Origin of the sequence: Streptomyces sp. NBC_01013, assembly GCF_045162765.1 — a bacterium.
Lineage (GTDB): Bacteria > Actinomycetota > Actinomycetes > Streptomycetales > Streptomycetaceae > Streptomyces.
The window spans coordinates 7,071,316-7,095,000 of the sequence record NZ_CP108687.1; the positions used below are offsets into that span (position 1 = coordinate 7,071,316).

Here is a 23,685-nt window from a genome sequence, read left to right on the forward strand (position 1 = left end):
GAGATCGGGCGCCGCCCCGCACGGCGCAGCCACCGGGAGCCGGACCGGTCACCCCGCGGCCGCCCCGCACGGCGCGACCACAGGTACCCGGACCGGACACCCCGTACCGAAGACTTACCGCAATGAGGAGCAACCGTCGTGAGCGACCACCGCGCAGAGCACACCGACGCGTGGAGCGACCCGGCCGCCGCGCACCCCGCCGAGCGCCCGGCGGCCCCCGCCACGATCACCCCGGCCGATGCGGCGGACGCCTCCCGGCTCGTCGCCTTCGGGCTCCAGCCCAAACTGCTGCCCGCCCGCGACGCCGAGTACGCCGAGCTGCTCCGCCGCTACCGGGAGGAGCCGGCCTTCGCCCGGCTCGCCGACGCCGTGGCCACCGGGCTCGGTCTCGTCGTGCTGGAGGTCTCCACCCGGGCCGGCATGGCCGTCACGGCGGGCGAGGACTCGGTCTTCGCCGTACGCATGGGCGACTACGCCCGACGGGCCTCCTCGGACGCCGCAGACCGCTTCCTCCACGGACTCGCGCACCTGGCCGTCGCCGCGATGGCCTTCCCGCGCCCCGAGGACCTCGCCGACGACGCGTACATCGGCCGGATCACGGTCAACGGCGTCGACGCCTTCGTACGCCAGGCCTGCCACCGCCTGGAGGAGCGCGCGGAGGAACACGGCGACAACACCGACCCTGCCAGCGAGGCCCCCGGCCTGGAGGCGGGCTGGCGGATCTACGCCCGCCGCAGCGCCACCGGCGCGACGAAGGACGCCAGGCGGCTGGCCGGATCCACCACCGGCATCGTCGGCAAGGCCGTGGCCTTCCTCACCGACTCCGGCTTTCTCCAGCGCACCGGGGACGACGCCGGAGGCGCCTTCCGCACCACCGCCCGCTACCAGCTCCAGGTCCGCGACATGGCAGGAAGCGCCGCCATGGCCGAACTGCTGGAACTGGGCGTGGTGCCGGTCACCGACGGATCGGCCACGCTGCTGCCGCCGCCCGACCCCGACGACCTGGAGCTGGCGGCCGACGCCGGCCTGCCGTTCCACAGCTGACCGGCCCCACGACCGGGGCCGCCACCGACCGCCCCGCCACCGACGTCTCCCTCCCGCTGCCTGAACGACGAGAGTCCGCCGCCATGTACGAGCTGTCCCGGGTCCGCCTCTATTCCATCGGACCTGCCGGCGCGCGCTACGCCGACACCGTGCTCGACCTGCGCGGGGTCGGCGAGCCCGTGCCCCACCCCGCCCCGGCCCAGGCGGAGTTCTTCGAGGAGGAACCGGTCGGGCCGCCGCGCCGGCCTGCCCCGGCGGGGGTGCTCTTCCTGGAGAACGGCGGCGGCAAGTCCGTACTGCTCAAGCTGATCTTCTCGGTGATGCTCCCCGGTCATCGCAACACCCTGGGCGGCGCCAGCTCCGGCGTCCTGCGCAAGTTCCTGCTCGCGGAGGACTGCGGTCACGTCGCGCTGGAGTGGCAGCACACGCTGACCGGCGAGTGCGTGGTCGTCGGCAAGGTCAGCGAGTGGCGCGGCCGCCAGGTCTCCAACGACCCCAGGAAGTTCGCCGAGGCCTGGTACTCCTTCCGCCCCGGCCCCGGACTCAGTCTCGACTCGCTGCCCGTCGCCGAGGCCACGTCGGTCGGCCGCCCCGCCGAAGGCGTCTCCGGCGCCCGCGGCAGGCGTCGCACCATGAAGGGCTTCCGTGACGCGCTCACCGAGGCGGGCAAGTTCTACCAGCACCTCGACGTGCACTGGGAGGAGATCCACGACCGCTGGAACGAGCACCTCGGCGAGGTGGGTCTTGACCCCGAACTCTTCCGCTACCAGCGCGAGATGAACGCCGACGAGGGCGAGGCGGCCGGACTCTTCGCGGTGAAGAAGGACTCCGACTTCACCGACCTGCTGCTGCGCGCCGTCACCGACACCCGCGACACCGACGGACTCGCCGACCTGGTCAGCGGTTTCGGCAACAAGCTCGGCCGCCGCGCCGAACTCACCGCCGAGCGCGACTTCACCGCCGGCTCCGTGGACCTCCTCGGCCGCATCGTGGAAGCCGCCGAGGCGCGTTCCAGGACCCGCGACATCCACGCCGGTGCCGAGCGTCGCACCCGTACCCTGGCCCGCCGGCTCTCCACCCGCGCCGGCCTGGAACGCGGCCGGACCGCGGAGCTCGCCCAGGAGGTCACCGGCGCCGCCCACACCGTCACCGGCGCCGAGGAGACCCGCAGCCGCCGTGCCCTGATCGCCGCCGAACTCGCCTACCGGCACGCCTCCCTGGCTCTCACCGCCGCCGAGAAGGGTGCAGCCGCCCAGCGCCGCGAACTCGGCGACGCCCGCACCCTGCACTCCGCCTGGCAGGCCGCCGAGGCCGTGCTCCGCCACCGTGCCGCAGCCGACCGCTCCGCGCGCGTCGCCGTCGCCATCCGTGAGGCCGAGCGCGATGCCGCCCCCGCCCTGGCCGCACGCGCCACCGCCGCGGCCGATCTCGTACGGGCCCTGCACACCGCCGCCGAAGCGGGCGAGCGTGTGGCCAACGAGGAGGAGGAACGCTCCGACACCCTCCAGACCGCGGGTGAGGCCGCCCACCGGGACGCCACCACCGCAGCCACCGAGGCCCAGCGCGCCCGCAGCGAGGCGGGCCACCTGCGTCAGCGCCTGGCCGAGGTGGAGCAGGAGACCGCCGAGGCCGTCCGGGCGGGCTGGCTCGACGACACCGCGCCCAACGCGGACCCGGCCCGCGCCGCCCTTGCTGCGAACGATGCCGAGCACTCCGCGGTCGCCGCCTGGGACACCGCTCGCGAGGCTGCCGGGGCCGCGGCGGACCGGTCCCGGCAGGCCGCCGCCGCCGAGAGCCGGGCCGAACTCGCCGCGGCGCGGGCCGCCGACGGCGCACGCGCCGCGGAAGGGGCCTACGAGGCCGAGCTGAGGGCCGCCGAGTCCATCGCCGCCGAGCACCGCCTCGCCGACCTCCTGGGCCTGCCCACCGCCGGAGGCGTTCCCCGGCCGCGGCAGGGCGCGCCGGGCGCACAGGACGGTGCCCAGGACCAGCAGCAGTACGACGAGGGCGCGGCTCCGGAGCACGGCGACGCCGCGGACGGGACCGAACCCTCCGTCCACGGAGCCCTCACCGCCACTGCCGCACAGCCCAGGTCCGTCGAGCAGCCCCTCACCGCCGACGAGTTCGACCGCACGGCCGAGGAGCTGCGGGACCTCCTGGACCAGGGGGTGGCGGCAGCCGAGCGGCGTCTCTTCGAGCTGCGCACCGCGGCCGCCGACGACTCCCGCATCCTGGGCGCGCTCGGCGACGGCGGACTGCTGCCGCCGGGACCCGACGTGCTCGCCACCGTGGAGTATCTCGGCGAACACGGCATTCCGGCGCTGCCCGGATGGCGCTACCTCGCCCAGGCCGTCGACCCCGCTGACCACGCGGCCGTCCTGGCGGCCCGCCCCGAGCTCGTCGACGGCGTCGTCATCACCGACCCGGACGCGCACGCGCGCGCCCGTGAGGTGCTCGGCGCCGCCGCCCTGCTGCCGCGCTCCGCCGTGGCCGTGGGCACCGCCGCCGCGCTCCTGGCCCCCGTGCCGGACCCTGCCGCGGGCTCCGCCGCGAGCAACGACGGGGTGTTCCTCGTCCCGCCGAACCCGGCGATGCACGACGAGCACGCCGCCGACGAGGAACGGCAGGCGCTCAGGAGCCGGGCCGCGGCACGCGACGAGGACATCCGCACGCTCGCGGCCCGCCTCGCCGGGGACCGTTCCCTCGCCGCCCGGATCGGCTCCTGGCGCGCGGACTGCCCGCCCGGCATGCTCACCGAGCTCGCCGAAGCCGCCCGCACCGCCCGCGCGGCCGCCGGGACGGCCGAGGCCGTCCTCGCCGAGGCCCGCACCGTGCGGGCCGAGGCCGACGAGGCGGCTGCGGACACCGCCCGCGTCCGCGACGAACGCCAGGAGGCCGCCCAGCGTGCCCGCCGCGCCGCCGACGCACTCGCGGGACTCGCCTTCCGGCTCCGCGAACGCGCGGGCTGGCAGGTGAAGCTGCGCGAACTGGTCGACGAGGCAGCCGAGTCCGAGGCCCGGGCCACCGTCTGTCTCGAACGTGCCCGCGCCGCCGACGAGGACCGCAGGGCCGCCCAGCGCGCCGCCGACGACGCCCGCCGCACCGCCCGCGCCCTGCGCGCCGAGCGGGCCGAGATCGCGGGCGCTCCCGAACACCTCCCGGAGCCCGAAGCGGGAGCCACGCGGCACACGCTGCCCGCCCTGCGCGAGGCCTACCGGGCGGCTTCCCAGCTGTACGAGAAGGTCGGAGTCGGCGCCGACCTACGTGCCGAGCAGGCGCGCGCGGAGAGCGACGAGAGCGCCGCCCTGGCCGAACTGGACCGGCTCACCAACAAGGTCCGCACCCGGGCCGCCCAGCTCCTGGAAGGCACGGACGGCGCCGACGGGCCCTCCCGGCAGGCCGCCGCCGCCCGCGCCGAGTCCCTGGTCCAGCTCCTGGAGACGCGCGCATCGGCCGCCAGCGAGCAGCTGGGCCGGCTGCGCGGCGAGGCCGAGCGGCTCGCCCCTGCCGACGGGGAGAGCCTGCACACCGAGCTCCCCGACGACCAGGTTCCCGCCGACGCCGAACAGGCCCAGGCGTTGCTGCGCACCGCGACGTCCGAGCTCGCCGCGGCGACCGCCGCACTGGACACCGCCCGCGCCGCCCACGCCGAGCTCCTCCATGCCCACCGCACCGCCGAGGACTCGGCAGGCGGCTTCGACGAGACCGCCGCCCTGCTGCGCGACCTGCTGCGAGACCACGGCGCCGAGGACGACCCGGAGACCCCCGAGCCCTATCCCGGCAGCCTGGAGGAGGCCAGGCAGTCCGCAGCCGAGGCCCGTCGTTCGCTGCGAGGCTGCGCCGCCGACCTCTCCGCCGCGGAAGCGGCCGTCCGGGAGGCGAGCGACGTACTGGTCCGCCACGCCAACTCCACCCGCTACGAACAGGTCCGCACGCCGGCCCGCCAGCAGATCCGCGAACTCCCGGCCGCGGCGCTGCCCGAGCACGCGCAGAAGTGGGCGACGGCCTTCGCGCCCCGGCTGCGGGTCCTCACCGACGAACTCGCCCAGCTGGAGCGCAACCGCGACTCCATCGTCGACCGGCTGCGCGGCCTGGTGGACTCCGCGCTCACCACGCTCCGCTCCGCCCAGCGGCTCTCCCGGCTCCCCGAGGGCCTGGGGGAGTGGTCCGGCCAGGAATTCCTCCGGATCCGCTTCGAGGAGCCCGACCAGGCCACTCTCACCGAACGCCTCGGCGACGTCGTCGACGAGGCGACCAAGGCGGCCCTGAAGAAGAACTCCGACCTGCGCCGGGACGGGATGTCCCTGCTCCTGCGCGGCGTGCAGGCCGCGCTGGAGCCCCGTGGCATCGCCGTGGAGATCCTCAAGCCGGACGCGGTGCTGCGCGCGGAGCGGGTGCCGGTCGGGCAGATGGGCGACGTCTTCTCCGGCGGTCAGCTGCTCACGGCCGCCATCGCCCTGTACTGCACCATGGCCGCCCTGCGCAGCAACGACCGCGGCCGCGACCGGCACCAGCACCGCCATGCGGGGACGCTGTTCCTCGACAACCCCATCGGCCGCGCCAACGCCACCTATCTGCTGGAGCTCCAGCGCGCGGTCGCGAATGCGCTGGGCGTCCAGCTGCTCTACACCACGGGTCTTTTCGACACGACCGCGCTTGCCGAATTCCCGCTGGTGATCAGGCTGCGCAATGACGCCGACCTGAGGGCCGGGCTGAAGTACATCAGTGTCGAGGAGCATCTGCGTCCGGGCCTGCCCCAGCAGGACCCTGGTGGCGAGACGGTGCACGGAGAGATCACCGCCACCCGCATGTTCAAGCGGTCCGTGCCGACGCCGGATGTCCCCGCGGCCCGGACCGGGGGCGAACCCCGCAGCACGCCGGAACGCGGCACCGCCCCGTAGGCCGAGGGGCGGGGGCAGGGGCGCGGGTCAGGCCCGGGAGAGGCGGCGGCCCGCGTCCCGCCGCCGTATCCGCGCTCCGTCCCGCTCGGCGGTCCGCGCCGCCCGCCTGGCCCTGCGCCGCTCGCGGCGCAGTTGCCGGGCCGAACTGCTGGGCACCGACACCACGCCGTTGCGCTGGTTCCACACCTGCCGGGTCACCCATACGTCCAGTACCGACCACGTGGCGACGACCGTGCTGCCGACACTGCTCAGCACCATCGGGAAGGCCAGCCAGGAACCCGCCAGCGAGGCCAGGAACGCGACCGTGGCCTGGATGAGTGTCAGCGACATGATCAGTACGGCCCGCACGGCGGCCGTGCGTACGGGATCCGGCATCCGCCGGCGCGTGGCCGGCTCCTCGACCCAGAGCGGCTGCCGAGGCAACTCCTGCCGTTCTCCGCCCCCCTTGACCGGGGTGCTCTTCTCCTCCATCGCCGTCCGGGCCGGTGGTACCTCCACCGCGCCATAACGCTCCTGCGTGTCCAACGACCTTCAACTCCCCACCGCTGTCCGACTTCAGGGTTGCTGCCCCGGATGCACCCTTTCTACGCGGACGGGTCGCCCCGTCCTGCCCAGTGCACTCCTCAAGCTCTCCTGCCCCCGTACGGACAGACGAGTGCCGGACGGCGAAGATTCCCCCGGATCGGCACGGAAGGGAGAGTTCCAGCCAACCGGCAAGGGGAGGAATATGCCGCTCTGATAGGCGCCTTCTGTCGCATTCGCGAATTTCATCTCCCGAAATACCTGGACAACTCATGGTCAACTCTCGGTAGGGCGGCCGAAAATCGTCCGGACGCGCCTTCGAGTTGTCTGTGTGTCGGTAGTAGGCTCGCGCCGTTTGTTGACGGAACACCATCCCCGCCCCGCGGGGCCGAGCTGGGGGAGGCCATGCGCTTTCGCGGGAAGTCCATCCGCAGGAAGATCGTGGCGTTGCTTCTGGTGCCGCTCGTCTCCCTGACCGCACTCTGGGGCTTCGCCACCTACCTGACAGGGCGCGAGGCCGGCCAGCTGCTGAGTGCGAGCACCGTCGTGGAGAAGGTCGGCCACCCCCTGGAGGAGACCGTCAGGGCCGTCCAGAACGAGCGCCGCCAGACCCTCGTCTTCCTCGCCGACCCGAGGGCCTCCGATGCCCTGCCGATCCTGCGCACGCAGCGCGCGGTCACCGACCGGGTCGTGGCGCGCGTGACATCGAGTGCGCAGCAGAAGGACATCCGCGACGCACTGCGCCCCGACGCCGAGACCCAGCTCGGCGCGATCCTCGGGGCGGTCGACGAACTCGACGCCCTCCGTGACTCCGTCGACCGGCGCACCATCGGCCGCGCCAAGGCGATGGACTACTACAACCGCCTCATCGACCCCTGCTACCGGTTCCTGAACGGACTCCACACGATGGAGAACGTGTCCATGGACAAGCAGGTCCGCGCACTGACCGGCGTCTCGCGCGCCCGCGAGATGCTCTCCAGGGAAGACGCCCTGGTCGCCTCCGGACTCCTGGCCGGGCGGTTCACCGCCCCCGAACTCCGGCAGGTCTCCGACCTCGTGGCCAACCGGAAACTGCTCTACGAGATCAACCTCCAGGTGCTCCCCGCGTCCGAGCGCCGCCGCGTGGAGCAGTACTGGTCGGGTCCCGACAGCGAACCGCTGCGCACCGCCGAGGACAAGCTCATCGCCCAGGGGCCCACCCGCGACTCCCGGTCCGTGGACACCGCCCGGTGGCAGGAGGTGGCGCCGCCGGTCCTGGACCGGCTGGCCAACGACTCGACCGAGATGAACAACCGCTTCCAGGACCGCGGCAGGCCTGCCGGTTACGGCGTCCTGATCAAGGCGGGCGTCGCCGGCGTGCTCGGGTTCCTGGCCCTGCTCGTCTCCGTCTTCGTGTCCGTACGCATCGGCCGCGAACTCGTCCGCGACCTCTCCCGGCTGCGCAAGGACGCCCACGAGGTCTCCGGAGTGCGGCTGCCGAGCGTGATGCGCCGCCTCGCAGCGGGCGAACACGTCGACGTCGAGACCGAGTCCCCGCACCTCCAGTACGAACGGGACGAGATCGGCCAGGTCGGGCAGGCGCTCAACACACTGCAACGGGCAGCGGTCGAGGCCGCCGTCAAGCAGGCCGACATGCGCCGCGGCGTCTCCGAGGTCTTCGTCAACCTCGCCCGCCGCAACCAGGTCCTGCTGCACCGCCAGCTGACGCTCCTCGACACGATGGAGCGCCGCACCGAGAACACCGACGAACTCGCCGACCTGTTCCGCCTCGACCACCTCACCACCCGAATGCGCCGCCACGCCGAAGGGCTGGTGATCCTCTCCGGAGCCGCCCCCTCCCGGCAGTGGCGCAAGCCCATCCAGCTCATGGACGTGGTGCGCGCGGCCGTCGCCGAGGTGGAGGACTACGAACGGATCGAGGTCCGCCGGCTCCCGCGTATCGGCGTGGGCGGCCCCGCCGTCGCCGACCTCACCCATCTCATCGCCGAACTCCTGGAGAACGCCTCGGTGTTCTCACCCCCGCACACCGCGGTTCAGGTGCACGGCGAACAGGTGGCCAACGGCTTCACCCTCGAAATCCACGACCGAGGCCTCGGGATGCCCCCCGAAGTACTCCTGGACGCCAACCTCCGGCTTGCCGAGACCCCCGAGTTCGAACTGTCCGACACCGACCGGCTCGGCCTCTTCGTCGTCAGCCGGCTGGCCCAGCGCCAGAACGTCCGCGTGTCCCTCCAGACCTCTCCGTACGGAGGCACCACAGCCGTCGTCTTCATCCCGGCGGCCCTGCTCACTGACGCCCCCGACTCGCACGGCACCGGATTCCGCCTCGACCGCAGGTCGGAGAAGGCGATCGCCAGCAGCAGGCCGGGCAGCGACCAGGGGCAGGACCGGGGACACGGCACGCCGGACCGCGGCCTCGGCGCCGGCCGCACGCAGGACCGGGGCAGCCTGTCGCCGGTCCCCAGCGGGCTGGTGGACCCGGCCCTGCTGGACGGTCCGGTCGAGCTCGAAGGGCCGGTCCCGGCCGTGGACTTCGACCGTGACCCGCTCCTGGAAGCCGTCGCCGGCCGGGGGGCGGACCCCGTGCTCGACCCCATCGCCGACCTGGACGACACCGAGAGCGAACGCGGCGGCATCTTCCGCTCCCGCGAGCTCCGGCGCGACGGCGACCGCGAGCAGCACCAGCAGGCCGCCGACCGGGCGGCGGAGCCGAACGGCGTACGAGCCCTGCGCCCGGACGGAACGCGCCCGCTGCCCCGCCGCAATCCGCCCACCCTCGTCACCGACCGCGGCCGCCGCGTCGACGAAAGCGGCCGCGCGCACCCCACGACCGCCGAGCCGGAGCCCGCCTCCTCCTCGGCCCGGCCCCGCGCGACCGGCCCCGTTCCGCATGAGGACCGGCGTCTGCCCACCGGGCCCCGGCAGCCCTCCGGCTTCAGGAGGCCCACCGGGCCCGCCGAAGGCACGCCGTCGGTGCCGGCGCCCCGGTCGTCCGCATCCGCCGCCCCGTCCCCGTCGGCCGCTCCCGACACCGTGGGCGGACTGCCGCGCCGGGTCCGTCAGGCCAGCCTCGCCCCGCAGCTCCGCGAAGGGTCGCGTGCGGCCGGGCCGGAACCGGTGGAGAGCGTCGAGGACATCGAGCGGGACGCCGACGAGGTACGCAACCGTATGGCCTCGCTCCAGCGCGGCTGGCAGCGTGGACGTCTGCAGAACGCCGAGGACGTGACCGGCCCCGGCGATACAGCACAAGGAACCACTCCGGGAGGGGACGGTCCATGACCGCACCGCACGCCTCAGCACTCAACTCCGCACGTCAGGGGTCGGGTGAACTCAACTGGCTCCTCGACGAACTCGTCGAGCGCGTCGCCAGCATCCGCAAGGCGCTGGTCCTCTCCAGCGACGGCCTCGCCACCGGCGCGTCCAAGGACCTGACCAGGGAGGACGGCGAGCACCTGGCGGCCGTTGCCTCGGGTTTCCACAGCCTCGCCAAGGGCGTCGGCCGTCATTTCGACGCGGGGCGGGTCCGTCAGACCGTCGTCGAACTCGACGAGGCCTTCCTGTTCGTCACGGCGGCCGGTGACGGCAGCTGTCTCGCGGTACTGGCCGACTCCGACTCGGACGTCGGGCAGGTGGCGTACGAGATGACGCTGATGGTCAAACGCGTGGGAGCCCACCTGGCCAACGCGCCCCGGACGACCGGTCTGTCCTCCGGAGGGTGAGTGGATGGGATGAGCGCCGACACCTCCCGTACTCCTCGGAGCCCCGGCGACCCGCAGTCCTCGCGCTGGTACGACGCCGACGCGGGGCCGGTGGTCCGCCCGTACGCCATGACCAGGGGACGCACCAGCAGCGCGTCCCGTCACCGCCTCGACCTGATCGCGATCGTCATGCCGGAACCCGCGGCCGACGACCCCGGCAGGGACCAGATGCTCTCCCCGGAACACGTGGAGATCGTCGAACTCTGCAGTGACATGCCCCAGTCGATCGCCGAGCTCGCGGCCGGTCTGGACCTCCCCGTCGGGGTGGTCCGGGTCCTGGTCGGTGACCTCGTCGAGGACGAGCTCGTGCACGTAACCCGTCCCGTTCCGCCGGCCGAGCTGCCGGACGTGAACATTCTTCGCGAGGTGATCAATGGCCTTCGGGCGCTCTAGCCGCAACAGGCGGCCCGTTGAGCCCGTTACCCTGAAAATCCTGGTGGCGGGCGGCTTCGGAGTGGGCAAGACGACCTTGGTGGGCGCGGTCAGCGAGATCAGACCTCTGCGCACGGAGGAGAGACTGAGCGAAGCGGGACGTCCGGTGGACGACCTGAACGGTGTCGAGGCGAAGACCACGACGACCGTGGCGATGGACTTCGGGCGGATCACCCTGCGCGAGGACCTGGTGCTGTACCTGTTCGGAACCCCGGGGCAGGACCGCTTCTGGTTCCTCTGGGACGAACTCGCCCAGGGCGCGCTGGGGGCCGTCGTCCTCGCGGACACCCGCCGGCTGGAGGACTGCTTCGCGGCGGTCGACTACTTCGAGCGCCGGGAGATCCCGTTCGCCGTGGCCGTCAACTGCTTCGAGGGGGCCGACCGGTTCCCCACCGAAACCGTGCAGGCGGCACTGGACCTGGATCCGCAGGTGCCGGTGCTCATGTGCGACGCGCGTGACCGTTCGTCGGTACGCGACGTCCTGGTGGCGGTCGTCGAACACGCGGTGGCCAGGGTGGACCGGCTCCGCGAGCCCGCCACGACATAGGGGGACGCCGCAGCGGGACGCGGCCCGTACCCCCGCCGACAGGGGTACGGGCCGCGCGTCGATGGGCAGCAGGGATGCGGGGCTCCCCGCTACGCCTCCCCGCCGGCGCCCTGGTCCTGCCAGCCGAAACTCCGCTCCACCGCCTTGCGCCAGCGGCCGTACTCACGCTCGCGGTGCTCCGCTTCCATCCGGGGCTGCCACTCCACGTCGCGCTGCCAGTGCGTCTTGAGCTCGTCGAGCCCCGACCACACCCCGGTCGCCAGCCCCGCCGCGTACGCCGCGCCCAGGCAGGTGGTCTCCGAGATCCGCGGCCGGATCACCGGCACCCCCAGCACGTCCGCCTGATGCTGCATCAACAGCTGGTTGGCCGTCATGCCGCCGTCCACCTTGAGGGTCGTGATCGGCACCCCGGAGTCCTGGTACATCGCGTCGACGACCTCCCGCGTCTGCCAGCTGGTCGCCTCCAGAACGGCGCGTGCCAGATGCGCCTTGGTGACGTAGCCGGTCAGCCCGGTGATCACACCCCGGGCGTCGGAGCGCCAGTAGGGGGCGAAGAGCCCGGAGAACGCGGGCACGATGTACGCCCCGCCGTTGTCCTCGACGCTCGCCGCCAGGGTCTCGATCTCCGAGGCGCTCCCGATGAGCCCGAGCTGGTCCCGGAACCACTGCACGAGTGCTCCGGTGATCGCGATCGATCCCTCCAGACAGTAGACGGGCGGCTCGTCGCCGATCCGGTAGCCGACGGTGGTGATCAGCCCGTTCTTGGACGGCACGGGCCGGCTCCCGGTGTTGAGCAGCAGGAAACTGCCGGTGCCGTACGTGTTCTTGGCCGTGCCCGGTTCGTAGCAGGCCTGCCCGAACACCGCCGCCTGCTGGTCGCCCAGGGCGGAGGCCACCGGTACCCCGGCGAGTGCGCCCACGGCCGTTCCGTACACCTCGGACGACGACCTGATCGCCGGAAGCACCGCCTCCGGGATGTTCATCGCGGCCAGGACGGAACGGTCCCACTGGAGCGTCTCCAGGTCCATCAGCATCGTTCGTGACGCGTTGGTCACGTCCGTGACGTGGACGCCGCCCGCCGTGCCGCCGGTGAGGTTCCAGATCAGCCAGGAGTCCATCGTGCCGAAGGCGATCTCGCCCCGCTCGGCCCGTTCGCGCAACCCGGGAACGTGGTCCAGCAGCCAGGCCGCCTTGGGGCCGGCGAAGTAGCTGGCCAGCGGAAGGCCGGTGGTGGCACGGAACCGGTCCTGCCCGTCGGTGCCGCCGAGCTCGTGGCAGAGGGCGGCGGTACGGGTGTCCTGCCAGACGATGGCGTGGTGGACGGGGACCCCGGTGGCCCGGTCCCAGAGGACGGTCGTCTCGCGCTGGTTGGTGATGCCGAGCGCGCTGAGCCGGTCGGCCCGCAGACCGGCCCGGTCCAGGGCACCGGCGACGACGGCCTGCACGGTGGCCCAGATCTCCGAGGCATCGTGCTCCACCCAGCCGGGCCGGGGGAAGATCTGCCGGTGTTCGCGCTGGTCGACGGCGACGACCGCACCGTCCTGGTCGAAGATGATGCAGCGGCTGGAGGTGGTGCCCTGGTCGATGGCGGCGACATACCTGCTCGTCATGACTCCCCTTGTCCCTCGGGTACCTGTGGCCGAGGCCTCAGAACGCGGCGTTGAACACGACACCGCCCAGCAGCCCGCCCACGAGCGGCCCCACGACCGGTATCCAGGCGTAACTCCAGTCGGACGTACCCTTGTTCGGTATCGGAAGCAGCGAATGCACCAGCCGGGGGCCGAGGTCCCGGGCCGGGTTGATGGCGTATCCGGTGGGCCCGCCGAGCGAGAGTCCGATGCCCACCACGAGGAGGGACACCAGGAGTACGGAGATCCCGGAGCCGTAGATGCCGGCGCCGGCCCCCGCGACCGGGCCGATCCCGATCCCGGCGTTCTTCCCGAAGGCCAGGATCGGCAGCACCAGAGCGGTCGTGGCGATGATCTCGGTGACGAGGTTGGCCACCGGGTTGCGGATCTCCGGAGCGGTCGCGAAGATGCCGAGCGTGGGCCCGGACGTGTCCTTGTCGGCGTTGGCGCGGAACTGCGCGTAGTACGTCAGCCAGGCCAGCACCGCACCGATCATGGCGCCGGTCAGCTGGCCGGCGATGTAGAGCGGAACCTTGTCCCACTCACCGGTGTCGACGGCGATGCCGACGGTCACCGCCGGATTGAGATGTCCGCCCGACAGCGGGGCGGACGTGTAGGCCCCGGCCAGCACTCCGAAACCCCATCCGAAGGCGATGACGACCCAGCCCGCGGCCCTGGCCTTCGAGTGGTGGAGTGTGACGGCGGCGCAGACGCCCGCGCCGAAGAGGATGAGGATGGCCGTGCCGAGGACTTCCCCGGTGAAGATGTCTCCATTGCTCATGACGCTCCCGGTGGTTGTCCGGCGGGTTTCGCCGGGCGCTTCCATGGCATCGGAGGCCGGGGGGCGGGGAGGATCCGTTTCCCCGGCGACCGTGACGAGCGTGGGACGATCAGCCGGCCGCCGCGGTGTGGAGGACGGCATCGGCTGGGAATGGAGTGTTCACCGGGCTTGATGGCTCGTCAAGGAGCCTGACAACAAACGCTGTTGGCGGCATGTGAGGGGGGCGGAGTCGCTGTTTCGGTGCGCCGCCACGACTGCGGGGGCCGTGACCGGACAGCTCCTGGTCCGCCGTGAATCCGGCCCCTGCCCCGGAATCCGGCGTCCCCCGCCGTGCCGCGCAGCTGCCCGGCCGGCCCGCGGGCCTTGCGCGATCCGGGCCGGTACCACCTCGGCGGAGGAGGCGAGCCCGCCGCCCCGGTTCACCGGAGCGCGCCTGCCGAGCGTCGTCGCGGCGCCGGGGCGGGGTCCAGCACTCCCGGCCATGGACTCGACCGCCATCCCGACCATGCGCTCCCGATGCCGGTCCCGCGCGCCGTCCGTCCCGCTACGACCATCCTCTCGGCCGCCGACGCCAGACGGACGTCAGAACCCTGCCACCGTCAGCTGTGATCGGCGAGCCACTCGGCAGCGGTATCGGCGAGCTCGCGGTCACGGCCGGCCAGCATCATCCCGATCATCTGCGCGTCACCGCGCAGCGACCACGCAGGATGGCCGAAGGTGGCCGGGTTGTTCTTCTCGATCAGGAAATGGGCGGGCCAGGCGGTGCCGTACCCGATCAGCGGCAGCGCCGCCACGTATCGCTTCCGGCCGCGCGCCAGTCCGTAGGCGGTGATCGCGAGACCGGTCAGGGTGCCGGTCAGATGGACCCAGCGGGTCGCGGCCCGGGAGTGCATGGCGACGTAGTAGGGCCAGAACTCTTCGTACGAATCGAACGTCTGCTGAGACATACGGGCACCGTAATGGCTGGATCGGCAACCGGATACGCCCGGCCGGCGTCCGAGAAGAAGGAGCGGGTGGCCGGAACCCACGGGGGTGGTCCCGGTCGCCCGCTCAGTGTTCGCCGACGGGCTTCAGTGGCCGGCTACGGACCTGCGGGCGACCGGGAAGTCGAAGTAGGTGTCCGGGAACAGTTCCGGCTTGAAGGTGTAGTGCCACCACTCCTCGGCCAGATTCACGAATCCGGCATCGGTGAGGGTCTTCTTGAGGAACTGGCGGTTGGCGCGCTGCACGCCCTTGATCCGTGGGTCGTCGGTGTGCGAGAGCGTGTCGAAGCAGTCGAAGCCGGTTCCCATGTCGATCGAGTTGTCCGGGAAGCGGTCGGCCTGAGGGGCGTAGCACGGCACCAGCTTCTCGCCCGGGACGTAGGGCCTGGTCGGCAGAGCGGGCAGCCGCACCAGGGTCAGGTCCACCGTGCTGCCCCGGCTGTGCCCGGACTTCTCGGCGATGTAACCGTCCGCGAACAGGCGCGTCTTGTCGACCTTCGGATAGAACTCGCCCTTCATCGTCTCGTCGTCGAGATCCTTCGCCCAGCGCACGAAGTGGTCGACGGCCCGCTGGGGGCGGTAGCAGTCGTACACCTTCAGGGAGTACCCCTGAGCCAGCAGCCGGACCTGGGCCCGGTGCAGGGCCTCGGCCGCGGGCCGGGTCAGGATGCACAGCGACTGACGGTATCCGTCCACCGGAACACCCATGAAGTCGTGCCCGGTGGGGTAGCGCATTTCCTGGATGATCGTGGGATCGACCGTGCGCAGTGCGACGAACTCCCCGGGAGCCTTCGGCTCGGGCTTCGCCTGCGCGGCCGGAGCGGCGACGGTGACGGTGAGCAGGGTGGCGGCTGTCGCTGCCAGGACACGGAAAACGGAACCAATACCTGTCATGAGCACATCCTTCACCAGTCCGGCTGTCCCGGGAGGACGATCGGATACAGTCCGCACGTGTCCGCACGTGTCCGCACGGGCGAGCCGGCCTGCCGGCGCACGACCACGAGGAACGGAGGAGGCCGTGAAGGACTCCCACTGCGGCAGTTGCGGAACGCCGTACCTCGCACTGCCGACCCCGGACACCTGGCCGCGCACCTGCACCGCCTGCGGCGCCACCGCCTACCGCAACCCGCTGCCCGTCGCCGTCGCCCTGCTCCCCGTCACCGGCGACGAGGGCACCGGGCTCGTCGTCATCACCCGCACCATCGAACCCTGCCTCGGCGGCACCGCCCTCCCCGGCGGGTTCATCGACCACGCCGAGGACTGGAAACACGCGGTCGTACGCGAACTCCACGAGGAGACCGGCATCGAGGCGGACCGCGACGACGTCCGCCTCGCCGACGCCCTCAGCGACCCCGACGGGCACCTGCTCCTCTTCGGGCTGCTCCCCGCACGGCCGGTCGCGACGCTCCCGCCGACCGTGCCGACCGACGAGACCTCCGGATACGACGTACTGCACGCCCCCCGAGCGCTCGCCTTCCCCCTCCACACCGAGGCGGTCCGCTCCTATTTCACCGGCCGCTACGCCTGACCGCGCACCACCCCGCGCTCAGAGCCCCCGCACCCGGACCGGACAGTCCACCAACCCCTCCTCGCCGTCCCGCTCCACCACGACCCGGCCGCCCGCGAGCCGCGTCGTGTACCGCTCGACCACCGCGGGGTCCCAGCCCTCACCCACGTCACGCACCACCGGGCCGGCCCCGCTGCGCCCCGCCGCCGGAGCCCACACCTCCAGTTCCAGCCCGCCGTCCGCACCCCGCACCGGAATCACCGAACCGGCCCGCGCCAGCACCGGCACCCGTGACAGCGGCGCGTCGACCACCACCTGCCCCGGCCCCTCGTACACCGCACCGCTCACCGTGTCGTACCAGCGCCCCGCAGGCAGCCGGACCGCCCGCTCCTCGACGCCCGGTTCGAGCACCGGCGCCACCAGCAACGCATCCCCCAGCAGGAACGCGTCCTCGCACGCACGCAGAGCCCGGTCACCGGGCGCCGCCCACCACAGCGGACGCACGTACGGGGCCCCGGTCAGCCGGGCCAGCTGCGCCAGCGTCACCCAGTACGGACGCAGCCGTTCCCGCTCCACCAGCACATCCCGCGCAGCGTCGAGCACCTGCGGCCCGAACTCCCACGGCTCCCGCCGCCCCGCGTCGACCGCCGCATGCGTACGGAACAGGGGAAGATACGCCCCCAGCTGGAACCACCGCAGATAGAGCTCCGGCGACGGCGAACCGCCGAATCCGCCCACATCCGGCCCCGAATACGGCACTCCGCACAGCCCGAGACCCAGCACCAGCGCCAACGAGGCCCGCAGCCCGGGCCAGCCGGTCGTCACGTCACCCGACCAGGTGCCCCCGTACCGCTGCATCCCCGCCCAGCCGGACCGCGAGAACAGGAACGGCCGCTCCCGGGGTCGCAGCCGGCGCAGCCCCTCATACCCGGCACGCGCCATCGCCAGGCCGTACACGTTGTGGGCCTCCCGGTGATCGCCGCCGCGTCCCTCCAGCGAATGCCGGGACGAGCGGGGAAGGGTCGGCTCACCGAACGCCGTGAACGACACCGGCTCGTTCATGTCGTGCCAGACACCGGAGAAGCCCTGCGCCAGCCGTTCCTCGTACAGTCCGCCCCACCACTCGCGCACCTGCGGATCGGTGAAGTCCGGATACACGCACTCACCCGGCCACACCTCGCCGCGCACCGTCCGCCCCCGGGCGTCCCGGACGAACGCGCCCGCATCACCCAATGCCGCGCCACTGTCGAAGACCGCGTTCCCCGGCGCCGCCGCCACCGCCGGGTCCACGATCGACACCAGCCGCACCCCGTCCTCGCGCAACTCCTCCGCCAGCCCCGGCAGATCGGGGAACCGCTCGCGATCCACCGTGAACACCCGGTGCGCGTCGAAGTGGTCGATGTCCAGATGCAGCCCGGACAACGGCAGCCCCCGCTCCCGGTACCCCGCGACGACCCGCCGCACCTCGCGCTCGCTCCCGAACCCCCACCGCGCATGCTGCGGACCCAGAGCCCACGACGGAGGCAGCGCCGGCGCGCCGGTCAGAGCCGACCAGCCCTGGAGCACCCGGGCCGGTGTGCCCACGACCACCCAGCAACGCAGCGGCCCCCCGTCCATCCGCACCTCGCACGTCCCCGGCCGGTCATGACCGGAGCCCGCACCCTCCTCGCCCTCGCACAGCGCCACCCGCCCCGGCCAGGAGTTGTCGTGGAACACCAGATGCGTTCCCGCGTCCGAGACCACCACCTGCACCGGCATCGTCAGATACAGCGGATCGTCCTGGGGCCCGAACCGCCCGCCCGGATCGGTGTTCCACAGCCCGTACACGCCGTCCCTGAGCCGGGGACCCGCGGCACGCCCGCCCAGCCCGAAGAACCGCGCGTCCGCGGGGACCTCGGACCGTTGCACCCACCGCGCCGGACCACCCGCCACCGGCTCCCACCACCGGGGCGGCAGCTCCCGCCTCAGCACCACCCCGCCCGGGGTCCGCAGCTCCACCGCACCGTGGCGCGACACCACCACCGTCAGCCGCTCCGACACCACCTGCCACCCACCGTCCTTGTCCGGCTCCAGCACGGCCCGTTGATCGGCGTCGGGTGCAGCATCCGCCAGCGCGTACGACGGCAGCGGCTCGGCGCCGTCCCACCCCCAGAAGACCGCCCCGCCCACCGCCACCCGGATACGCAGTTCCGAACGGGCGAACCTCACCGTCCCGCCCCCCGGCTCCGGCTCCGCACCCACCACGGCCCCCGGCACCCGCGCCCGTTCCGGACCGCGCGCCGGCAGCGCCCGCGCATCCGCCCGCGCCCGCCGCCACGCCGAGCGCACCGTACGCAGCCCCTGCTTCGAACCCACCAGTTTCACCGAGCGCACCAGGTCACGACCGTCCATGCGGCTCACCCTGCCACCCGGTGATCCGGTAGCGGGTTCTGTTCAACTTCCGTTCACCCGGGGCCGGCCGGGACGGGGCGTGGCCGCACCACATATCAGGACACGCGACCATGGGGGGCCAACCCTGGTGCGAAAGACGATCACATGGCATCGTCCGTGGAGCCGCCTCACGCGCACACCCCAGCCCGTGCGCGCGACACACGCACACACCGCGTACCCGTACAGCCAGGGAGCCGCCCCATGACCTCAGCAGCCGACGAAGCCCCCCTGTGGCAGCCCGGCCCCGACCGCATCGCGGCCGCAGCCGTCACCCGCTTCCAGAGCTGGGCGGCCGAGCACCACGGAGCACCGGCCGAGGGCGGCTACGCGAGCCTGCACCGCTGGTCCGTCGACGAGCTCGACACCTTCTGGAAGGCCGTCGCCGAATGGTTCGACGTCCGGTTCTCCACCCCGTACGAGACCGTCATCGGTGACCGCGCCATGCCGGGCGCGCAGTGGTTCCCCGGCGCCACCCTCAACTACGCCGAACACGCGCTGCGCACAGCGGAGGACCCCCTTCGCGCCGATGCCCCGGCGCTGCTCCACGTCGACGAGACCCATGCCCAGACCGCCGTCTCCTGGTCCGCACTGCGCCGCCAGGTCGGCTCCCTCGCCGCCGAACTCCGCGCCCTCGGCGTCACCCCGGGCGACCGCGTCAGCGGCTACCTCCCCAACATCCCGCAGGCGGTCGTCGCCTTCCTCGCCACCGCGGCCGTCGGCGGCGTCTGGACCTCCTGCGCCCCCGACTTCGGCGCCCGCAGCGTCCTCGACCGCTTCCAGCAGGTCGAACCCGTCGTCCTGTTCACCGTCGACGGCTACCGCTACGGCGGCAAGGAGCACCACCGCGCGGACACCGTCGCCGAACTGCGCCGTGAACTGCCCACCCTGCGCGCAGTCGTCCACATCCCGCTGCTCGGCACCGACGCCCCCGAAGGCGCCGTCGAATGGTCCGCCCTCACCGAAGCCGACACCGAACCCGTCTTCGAGCAGGTCCCCTTCGACCACCCGCTGTGGGTGCTCTACTCCTCCGGCACGACCGGCCTCCCCAAAGCCATCGTCCAGTCCCAGGGCGGCATCCTGCTCGAACACTTCAAGCAGATCGGCCTGCACTGCGACCTCGGCCCCGAGGACCGCTTCTTCTGGTACACCTCCACCGGCTGGATGATGTGGAACTTCCTCGTCTCCGGCCTCCTCACCGGCACCACCCTCGTGCTGTACGACGGAAGCCCCGGCTACCCGGACATCAGCGCACAGTGGCGCGTCGCCGAACAGACGGGCGCCACGCTGTTCGGCACCTCCGCCGCCTACGTCATGGCCTGCCGCAAGGCCGGCATCCACCCGGGGCGGGACTTCGACCTCTCCCGCATCCAGTGCGTCGCCACCACCGGCTCCCCCCTCCCGCCCGACGGCTTCCGGTGGCTCCACGACGAAGTGGCCGACGAGCTGTGGATCGCCTCCGTCAGCGGCGGCACCGACGTCTGCAGCTGCTTCGCCGGAGCGGTCCCCACCCTCCCCGTCCATATCGGCGAACTCCAGGCCGCCTGCCTCGGCACGGACCTCCAGTCCTGGGACCCGGCGGGTGCCCCTCTCACCGGAGAGGTCGGCGAACTCGTCGTCACCAAGCCCATGCCGTCCATGCCGATCCGCTTCTGGAACGACCCGGACGGCAGCCGCTACCGGGACAGCTACTTCGAGACGTACCCGGGCATCTGGCGGCACGGCGACTGGATCACCATCACGGACCGGGGCTCCGTCGTCATCCACGGCCGATCCGACTCCACCCTCAACCGGCAGGGCGTCCGCATGGGTTCAGCGGACATCTACGAAGCCGTCGAGCGCCTGCCCGAAATCCGGGAGTCCCTCGTCATCGGCCTGGAGGAACCCGACGGCGGCTACTGGATGCCGCTGTTCGTCCACCTGGCCGAAGGCGCAGCACTGGACGAGGCCCTTCGCGACAGCATCAAGCGCACCATCCGCGAGAACCTCTCGCCGCGCCACGTCCCGGACGAGGTCATCGAGGTCCCCGGCATCCCCCACACCCTCACCGGCAAGCGCATCGAGGTTCCGGTCAAGCGCCTGCTCCAGGGAACCGCACTGGCCAAGGCCGTCAACCCCGGCTCGATCGACAACTTGGAACTTCTCCACTTCTACGAGGAACTGGCCCGCAAGCGCCGCTGACCGAGGTGACTGTCAGTGCTCGTGATTACCCTGAGTGAGCAATGTTCGACAGCGCACTGGGGGAATCATGGCGCAGACCAGGAACAAGCGGTCCACCGTCCGCGGCCGGGCCGGCACCACCATGCGACGCATGCTGCGCCGCGAAGCACCGAGCACCATCGGCCTCCTCACCGATGAACAGGACTTCGCGGCGATGCGCCGTTACCGCACCTTCGTCTTCGACGACCACTCCGTCTATCTGCAGCAGGTGGAAGGCCTGCTCAGGGCTCTCGCCGTACAGGGCATGCACACGACGGTCGCCCTCTTCGACCCCGAGGAGTACGCGGAGTTCTGCGCGGAGTCGGGAGTCGCACCCGACACCCCGGCGGGCCGCAGCCGCTTCACCGCGGAGGTCGCGGCCAGCGGCGCCACCGTCGCCTACACCGGACAACCCATCGACACCCTGATCCCGCTGCTGGTCGCCCGAGCGGTCCGGCAGGCGACCTGGGAATACGCCACGATGCTCCTGGCAGGGCTCGGGGACTGCGCGGACTGCGGACAGGACATCGGCCGGGCCGCGTTCGACCGCGCATCCCACCTCCTGCTGCGCACCCTGGAGGCTGCCGGCCCCGGCACGCACCATCTGGTCTGCAGCACTCCCACGGAGAACGAGCAGCTCCTTGCCGCGCTGCACACGGAGCGCGACATCGCCGGCCCCGCGCACCTCGACTCGGCGGAAGGGGCCGAATTCGTGACCGTGCTGGCGGTCGGCATCGCGCTCGAACGTCATGGGGGCGTGGTCCTGCGGACCACTGCCCCCGGGGTCGCGGAGCGTGTCCACGGCTGGCGCCTGACCGGCGGCAGCCTCGTCCCGCTCACCGCAGGGGAGGTGTTCAGCGCCTATTGCACCGACGCCGACACCGGTGAGCCCGTCTCTCCCGAATCCGGCGTGGAGTACTGCGCAGGCTTCGACATCGGCGCCGACGAACCGGAGGCGCACCGCTGACGCAGGGAGGGGCTCCCTGCCGGCCACGGCGGGGAGCCCCTCTTCACACGCACGGACCGGGTGGCCCCGCGTGATGCCCTACTCGCCCGACAGCACCGCCTGCGCGGCGACGCGGGCTTCCTCGGCGGAGTCCGCCGCACGTGCGGCCGACGCGGCACGCTCGCACTGGGCGAGCGTGTACTTCGCCAGCGTGCTGCGTACGTAGGGGATGGACGCCGCACCCATCGACAGCGACGTCACACCCAGACCGGTGAGGACGCAGGCGAGCAGCGGATCAGCGGCGGCCTCCCCGCACACACCGCAGCTCTTGCCCTCGGCCCTGGCGGCATCGGCCGACATCGCGACCAGATCCAGCAGCGCGGGCTGCCACGGGTCCTGAAGCCGGGACACCGCACCCACCTGACGGTCCGCGGCGAAGGTGTACTGCGCCAGGTCGTTGGTGCCCAATGACAGGAACTCCACCTCCTGCAGCACCGAGCGGGCCCGCAGCGCGGCCGACGGGATCTCGACCATCGCGCCGAACTTCGCCTGCAGGCCGGCCGCCCGGCACGCGTCGGCGAACGCCTTGGCATCCGCACGGTCCGCGACCATGGGCGCCATGACCTCGAGGTAGACAGGGAGTCCCTCGGACGCCTTCGCGAGGGCGGTCAGCTGGGTCTGCAGCACATCGGGGTGATCCAGCAGACTGCGCAGCCCACGCACGCCCAGTGCTGGGTTCGGCTCATCGGCCGGAGTCAGGAAGTCCAGGGGCTTGTCCGCCCCGGCATCCAGCACCCGCACCACGACACGGCCTTCGGGGAACGCCTCGAGCACCGCGCGGTACGCGGTGATCTGCTTCTCCTCGGAGGGCGCCTGCTTGCTGTCGTCGAGGAACAAGAACTCGGTGCGGAACAGGCCGACACCCTCCGCGCCCGCCGCTACGGCAGCCGGCACGTCGCTGGGCCCGCCGACATTCGCGAGGAGCGGCACCTTGTGCCCGTCGGACGTCGCGCCCGGACCGGTGGAGGCCGACAGGGCCGCCTTGCGTGCGGCGGCAGAGCTCTCCAGCTCCGCCCGCTTCTCGGCGCTCGGCTCGACGAAGATCTCGCCGGTGCTGCCGTCCACGGCGATGACCGTGCCCTCCGCCAGCTCGCCGGCGCCGGGGAGTGCCACGACAGCGGGCACGCCGAGCGCCCGCGCAAGAATCGCGCTGTGGCTCGTCGGGCCGCCCTCTTCGGTGACGAAGCCGAGGACCAGCGTCGGGTCGAGCAGTGCCGTGTCGGCCGGAGCCAGGTCGCGTGCGATCAGCACGTACGGCTCATCGCTGTCCGGCACACCCGGCATCGGCACGCCGAGCAGGCGGGCCACGATCCGGTTGCGCACATCGTCGAGGTCGGCGACACGGCCGGCCAAGTACTCACCGGCACCGGCGAGCAGGGCGCGGTATGAGGCGAACGCGTCGTACACACCGCGCTCGGCGGTGCTGCCGACAGCGATGCGCCGGTCGACATCGGCCATGAGCTCGGGGTCCTGGGCCATCATCGCCTGGGCTTCCAGCACGTGCTGGGCCTCGCCGCCGGCCAGGTTGCCGCGCGCGACGAGGTCGGCCGCCACGGCTTCCACGGCCTGCCGGGCCCGCCCCTGCTCGCGCTCGGCCTCCTCAGCCGGAATCTGCTTGGCCGGCGGTTCGAGCACTGCCGTGCCCATGTGCCGTACCTCGCCGATCGCCACACCGTGGCTCACGCCTACGCCTCGCAGCGTTGTCTGCATTTCACCGTCTCCGGTTGTGCGGCGGCAGGTGCCCCCGCGATGGATATCCAGTCGGCTGGGACTGAGCCGTACGCGTTACTGCCAAGCGAACAGTGTGTCGCCGACCTTCACGTCGCCGTCCTCGATGACCTCGGAGAGCGAATCGGCCGTCGCTTCCAGCGCGACGACGGGGCACACGGGCGACTTGCCGGCCGCCTCGACGGCAACGGGGTCCCACCGGACGATGCCCTGGCCGCGCGT

At 72.4% G+C, this 23,685-nt stretch carries 17 protein-coding genes (1 of these 17 only partly in view); 9 read left to right on the forward strand and 8 right to left on the reverse strand.

Annotation, left to right across the window (positions count from 1 at the left end):
- Positions 1-138 precede the first annotated feature (138 nt).
- Together OG538_RS30875 and OG538_RS30880 are read left to right on the forward strand one after the other, a co-directional pair.
- A complete protein-coding gene (locus OG538_RS30875) occupies positions 139-1,044 on the forward strand; it encodes a hypothetical protein (RefSeq protein ID WP_406098718.1) in 906 nt (301 codons plus the stop codon).
- Positions 1,045-1,127: 83 nt separating this feature from the next.
- Positions 1,128-5,945 carry a hypothetical protein gene (locus tag OG538_RS30880; protein ID WP_406098719.1) on the forward strand — a complete coding sequence of 1,606 codons (4,818 nt, stop codon included), beginning with the start codon at positions 1,128-1,130 and terminating at the stop codon, positions 5,943-5,945.
- 27 nt (positions 5,946-5,972) lie between these two features.
- Here OG538_RS30880 and OG538_RS30885 read toward each other — a convergent pair whose 3' ends face one another.
- The gene (locus OG538_RS30885; protein WP_406100374.1) at positions 5,973-6,416 is read right to left on the reverse strand and encodes a hypothetical protein; all 444 of its coding nucleotides are present in this window, start codon (positions 6,414-6,416) and stop codon (positions 5,973-5,975) included.
- A gap of 456 nt (positions 6,417-6,872) precedes the next feature.
- Here OG538_RS30885 and OG538_RS30890 point away from each other — a divergent pair, with 456 nt between their 5' ends.
- The 4 genes from OG538_RS30890 to OG538_RS30905 are packed head-to-tail and all read left to right on the forward strand — an operon-like array spanning position 6,873 to position 11,204.
- Positions 6,873-9,746 carry a nitrate- and nitrite sensing domain-containing protein gene (locus tag OG538_RS30890; protein ID WP_406098720.1) on the forward strand — a complete coding sequence of 958 codons (2,874 nt, stop codon included), beginning with the start codon at positions 6,873-6,875 and terminating at the stop codon, positions 9,744-9,746.
- Positions 9,743-10,186 carry a roadblock/LC7 domain-containing protein gene (locus OG538_RS30895; protein ID WP_406098721.1) on the forward strand — a complete coding sequence of 148 codons (444 nt, stop codon included), beginning with the start codon at positions 9,743-9,745 and terminating at the stop codon, positions 10,184-10,186. Before OG538_RS30890 ends, OG538_RS30895 begins: the two co-directional genes overlap by 4 nt.
- Before the next feature lie 9 nt (positions 10,187-10,195).
- Positions 10,196-10,618 (forward strand): DUF742 domain-containing protein, encoded by a 423-nt coding sequence (locus OG538_RS30900; protein ID WP_406098722.1) that lies wholly within the window; start codon positions 10,196-10,198, stop codon positions 10,616-10,618.
- Positions 10,599-11,204, forward strand: coding sequence for a GTP-binding protein (locus OG538_RS30905; RefSeq protein WP_406098723.1), 606 nt, complete (start codon positions 10,599-10,601; stop codon positions 11,202-11,204). The genes OG538_RS30900 and OG538_RS30905 overlap by 20 nt, the downstream gene beginning before the upstream one ends.
- An 89-nt stretch (positions 11,205-11,293) precedes the next feature.
- Here the strand turns inward: OG538_RS30905 and glpK are convergent, their stop codons facing one another.
- The 4 genes from glpK to OG538_RS30925 all read right to left on the reverse strand — a co-directional run bounded on the left by glpK (position 11,294) and on the right by OG538_RS30925 (position 15,490).
- Positions 11,294-12,814: a glycerol kinase GlpK gene (gene glpK, locus OG538_RS30910; RefSeq protein ID WP_406098724.1), complete on the reverse strand. Its 1,521-nt coding sequence runs from the start codon at positions 12,812-12,814 to the stop codon at positions 11,294-11,296.
- Between the two features lie 37 nt (positions 12,815-12,851).
- Positions 12,852-13,613: an MIP/aquaporin family protein gene (locus OG538_RS30915; protein ID WP_406098725.1), complete on the reverse strand. Its 762-nt coding sequence runs from the start codon at positions 13,611-13,613 to the stop codon at positions 12,852-12,854.
- A 599-nt stretch (positions 13,614-14,212) separates the two neighbouring features.
- The gene (locus OG538_RS30920; RefSeq protein WP_406098726.1) at positions 14,213-14,560 is read right to left on the reverse strand and encodes an Mpo1-like protein; all 348 of its coding nucleotides are present in this window, start codon (positions 14,558-14,560) and stop codon (positions 14,213-14,215) included.
- A gap of 123 nt (positions 14,561-14,683) precedes the next feature.
- On the reverse strand, positions 14,684-15,490 hold the full coding sequence (locus tag OG538_RS30925) for a M15 family metallopeptidase (RefSeq protein WP_406098727.1): 807 nt from the start codon (positions 15,488-15,490) through the stop codon (positions 14,684-14,686).
- A 67-nt stretch (positions 15,491-15,557) separates the two neighbouring features.
- On the opposite strand from OG538_RS30925, the gene OG538_RS30930 reads away from it, so the two are divergent.
- Entirely contained in the window at positions 15,558-16,124 is a 567-nt protein-coding gene (locus tag OG538_RS30930) for an NUDIX domain-containing protein (RefSeq protein WP_406098728.1), read from the forward strand.
- An 18-nt stretch (positions 16,125-16,142) separates the two neighbouring features.
- Here OG538_RS30930 and OG538_RS30935 read toward each other — a convergent pair whose 3' ends face one another.
- Complete coding sequence (locus tag OG538_RS30935) at positions 16,143-18,494, reverse strand: glycoside hydrolase family 31 protein (RefSeq protein ID WP_406098729.1); 2,352 nt, start codon at positions 18,492-18,494, stop codon at positions 16,143-16,145.
- Between the two features lie 240 nt (positions 18,495-18,734).
- On the opposite strand from OG538_RS30935, the gene OG538_RS30940 reads away from it, so the two are divergent.
- On the forward strand, positions 18,735-20,711 hold the full coding sequence (locus tag OG538_RS30940; protein WP_406098730.1) for an acetoacetate--CoA ligase: 1,977 nt from the start codon (positions 18,735-18,737) through the stop codon (positions 20,709-20,711).
- Between the two features lie 67 nt (positions 20,712-20,778).
- A complete protein-coding gene (locus OG538_RS30945) occupies positions 20,779-21,696 on the forward strand; it encodes a hypothetical protein (protein WP_406098731.1) in 918 nt (305 codons plus the stop codon).
- A 78-nt stretch (positions 21,697-21,774) separates the two neighbouring features.
- Here the strand turns inward: OG538_RS30945 and ptsP are convergent, their stop codons facing one another.
- Together ptsP and OG538_RS30955 are read right to left on the reverse strand one after the other, a co-directional pair.
- A complete protein-coding gene (gene ptsP / locus OG538_RS30950) occupies positions 21,775-23,445 on the reverse strand; it encodes a phosphoenolpyruvate--protein phosphotransferase (RefSeq protein WP_406098732.1) in 1,671 nt (556 codons plus the stop codon).
- 75 nt (positions 23,446-23,520) lie between these two features.
- Positions 23,521-23,685 carry the 3' portion of a PTS glucose transporter subunit IIA gene (locus OG538_RS30955; protein ID WP_406098733.1) on the reverse strand. 285 nt of this gene lie beyond the right edge of the window, so only the last 165 of its 450 coding nucleotides appear in the window; the start codon falls outside the window, past its right edge — the gene reads right to left on this strand; the stop codon is at positions 23,521-23,523.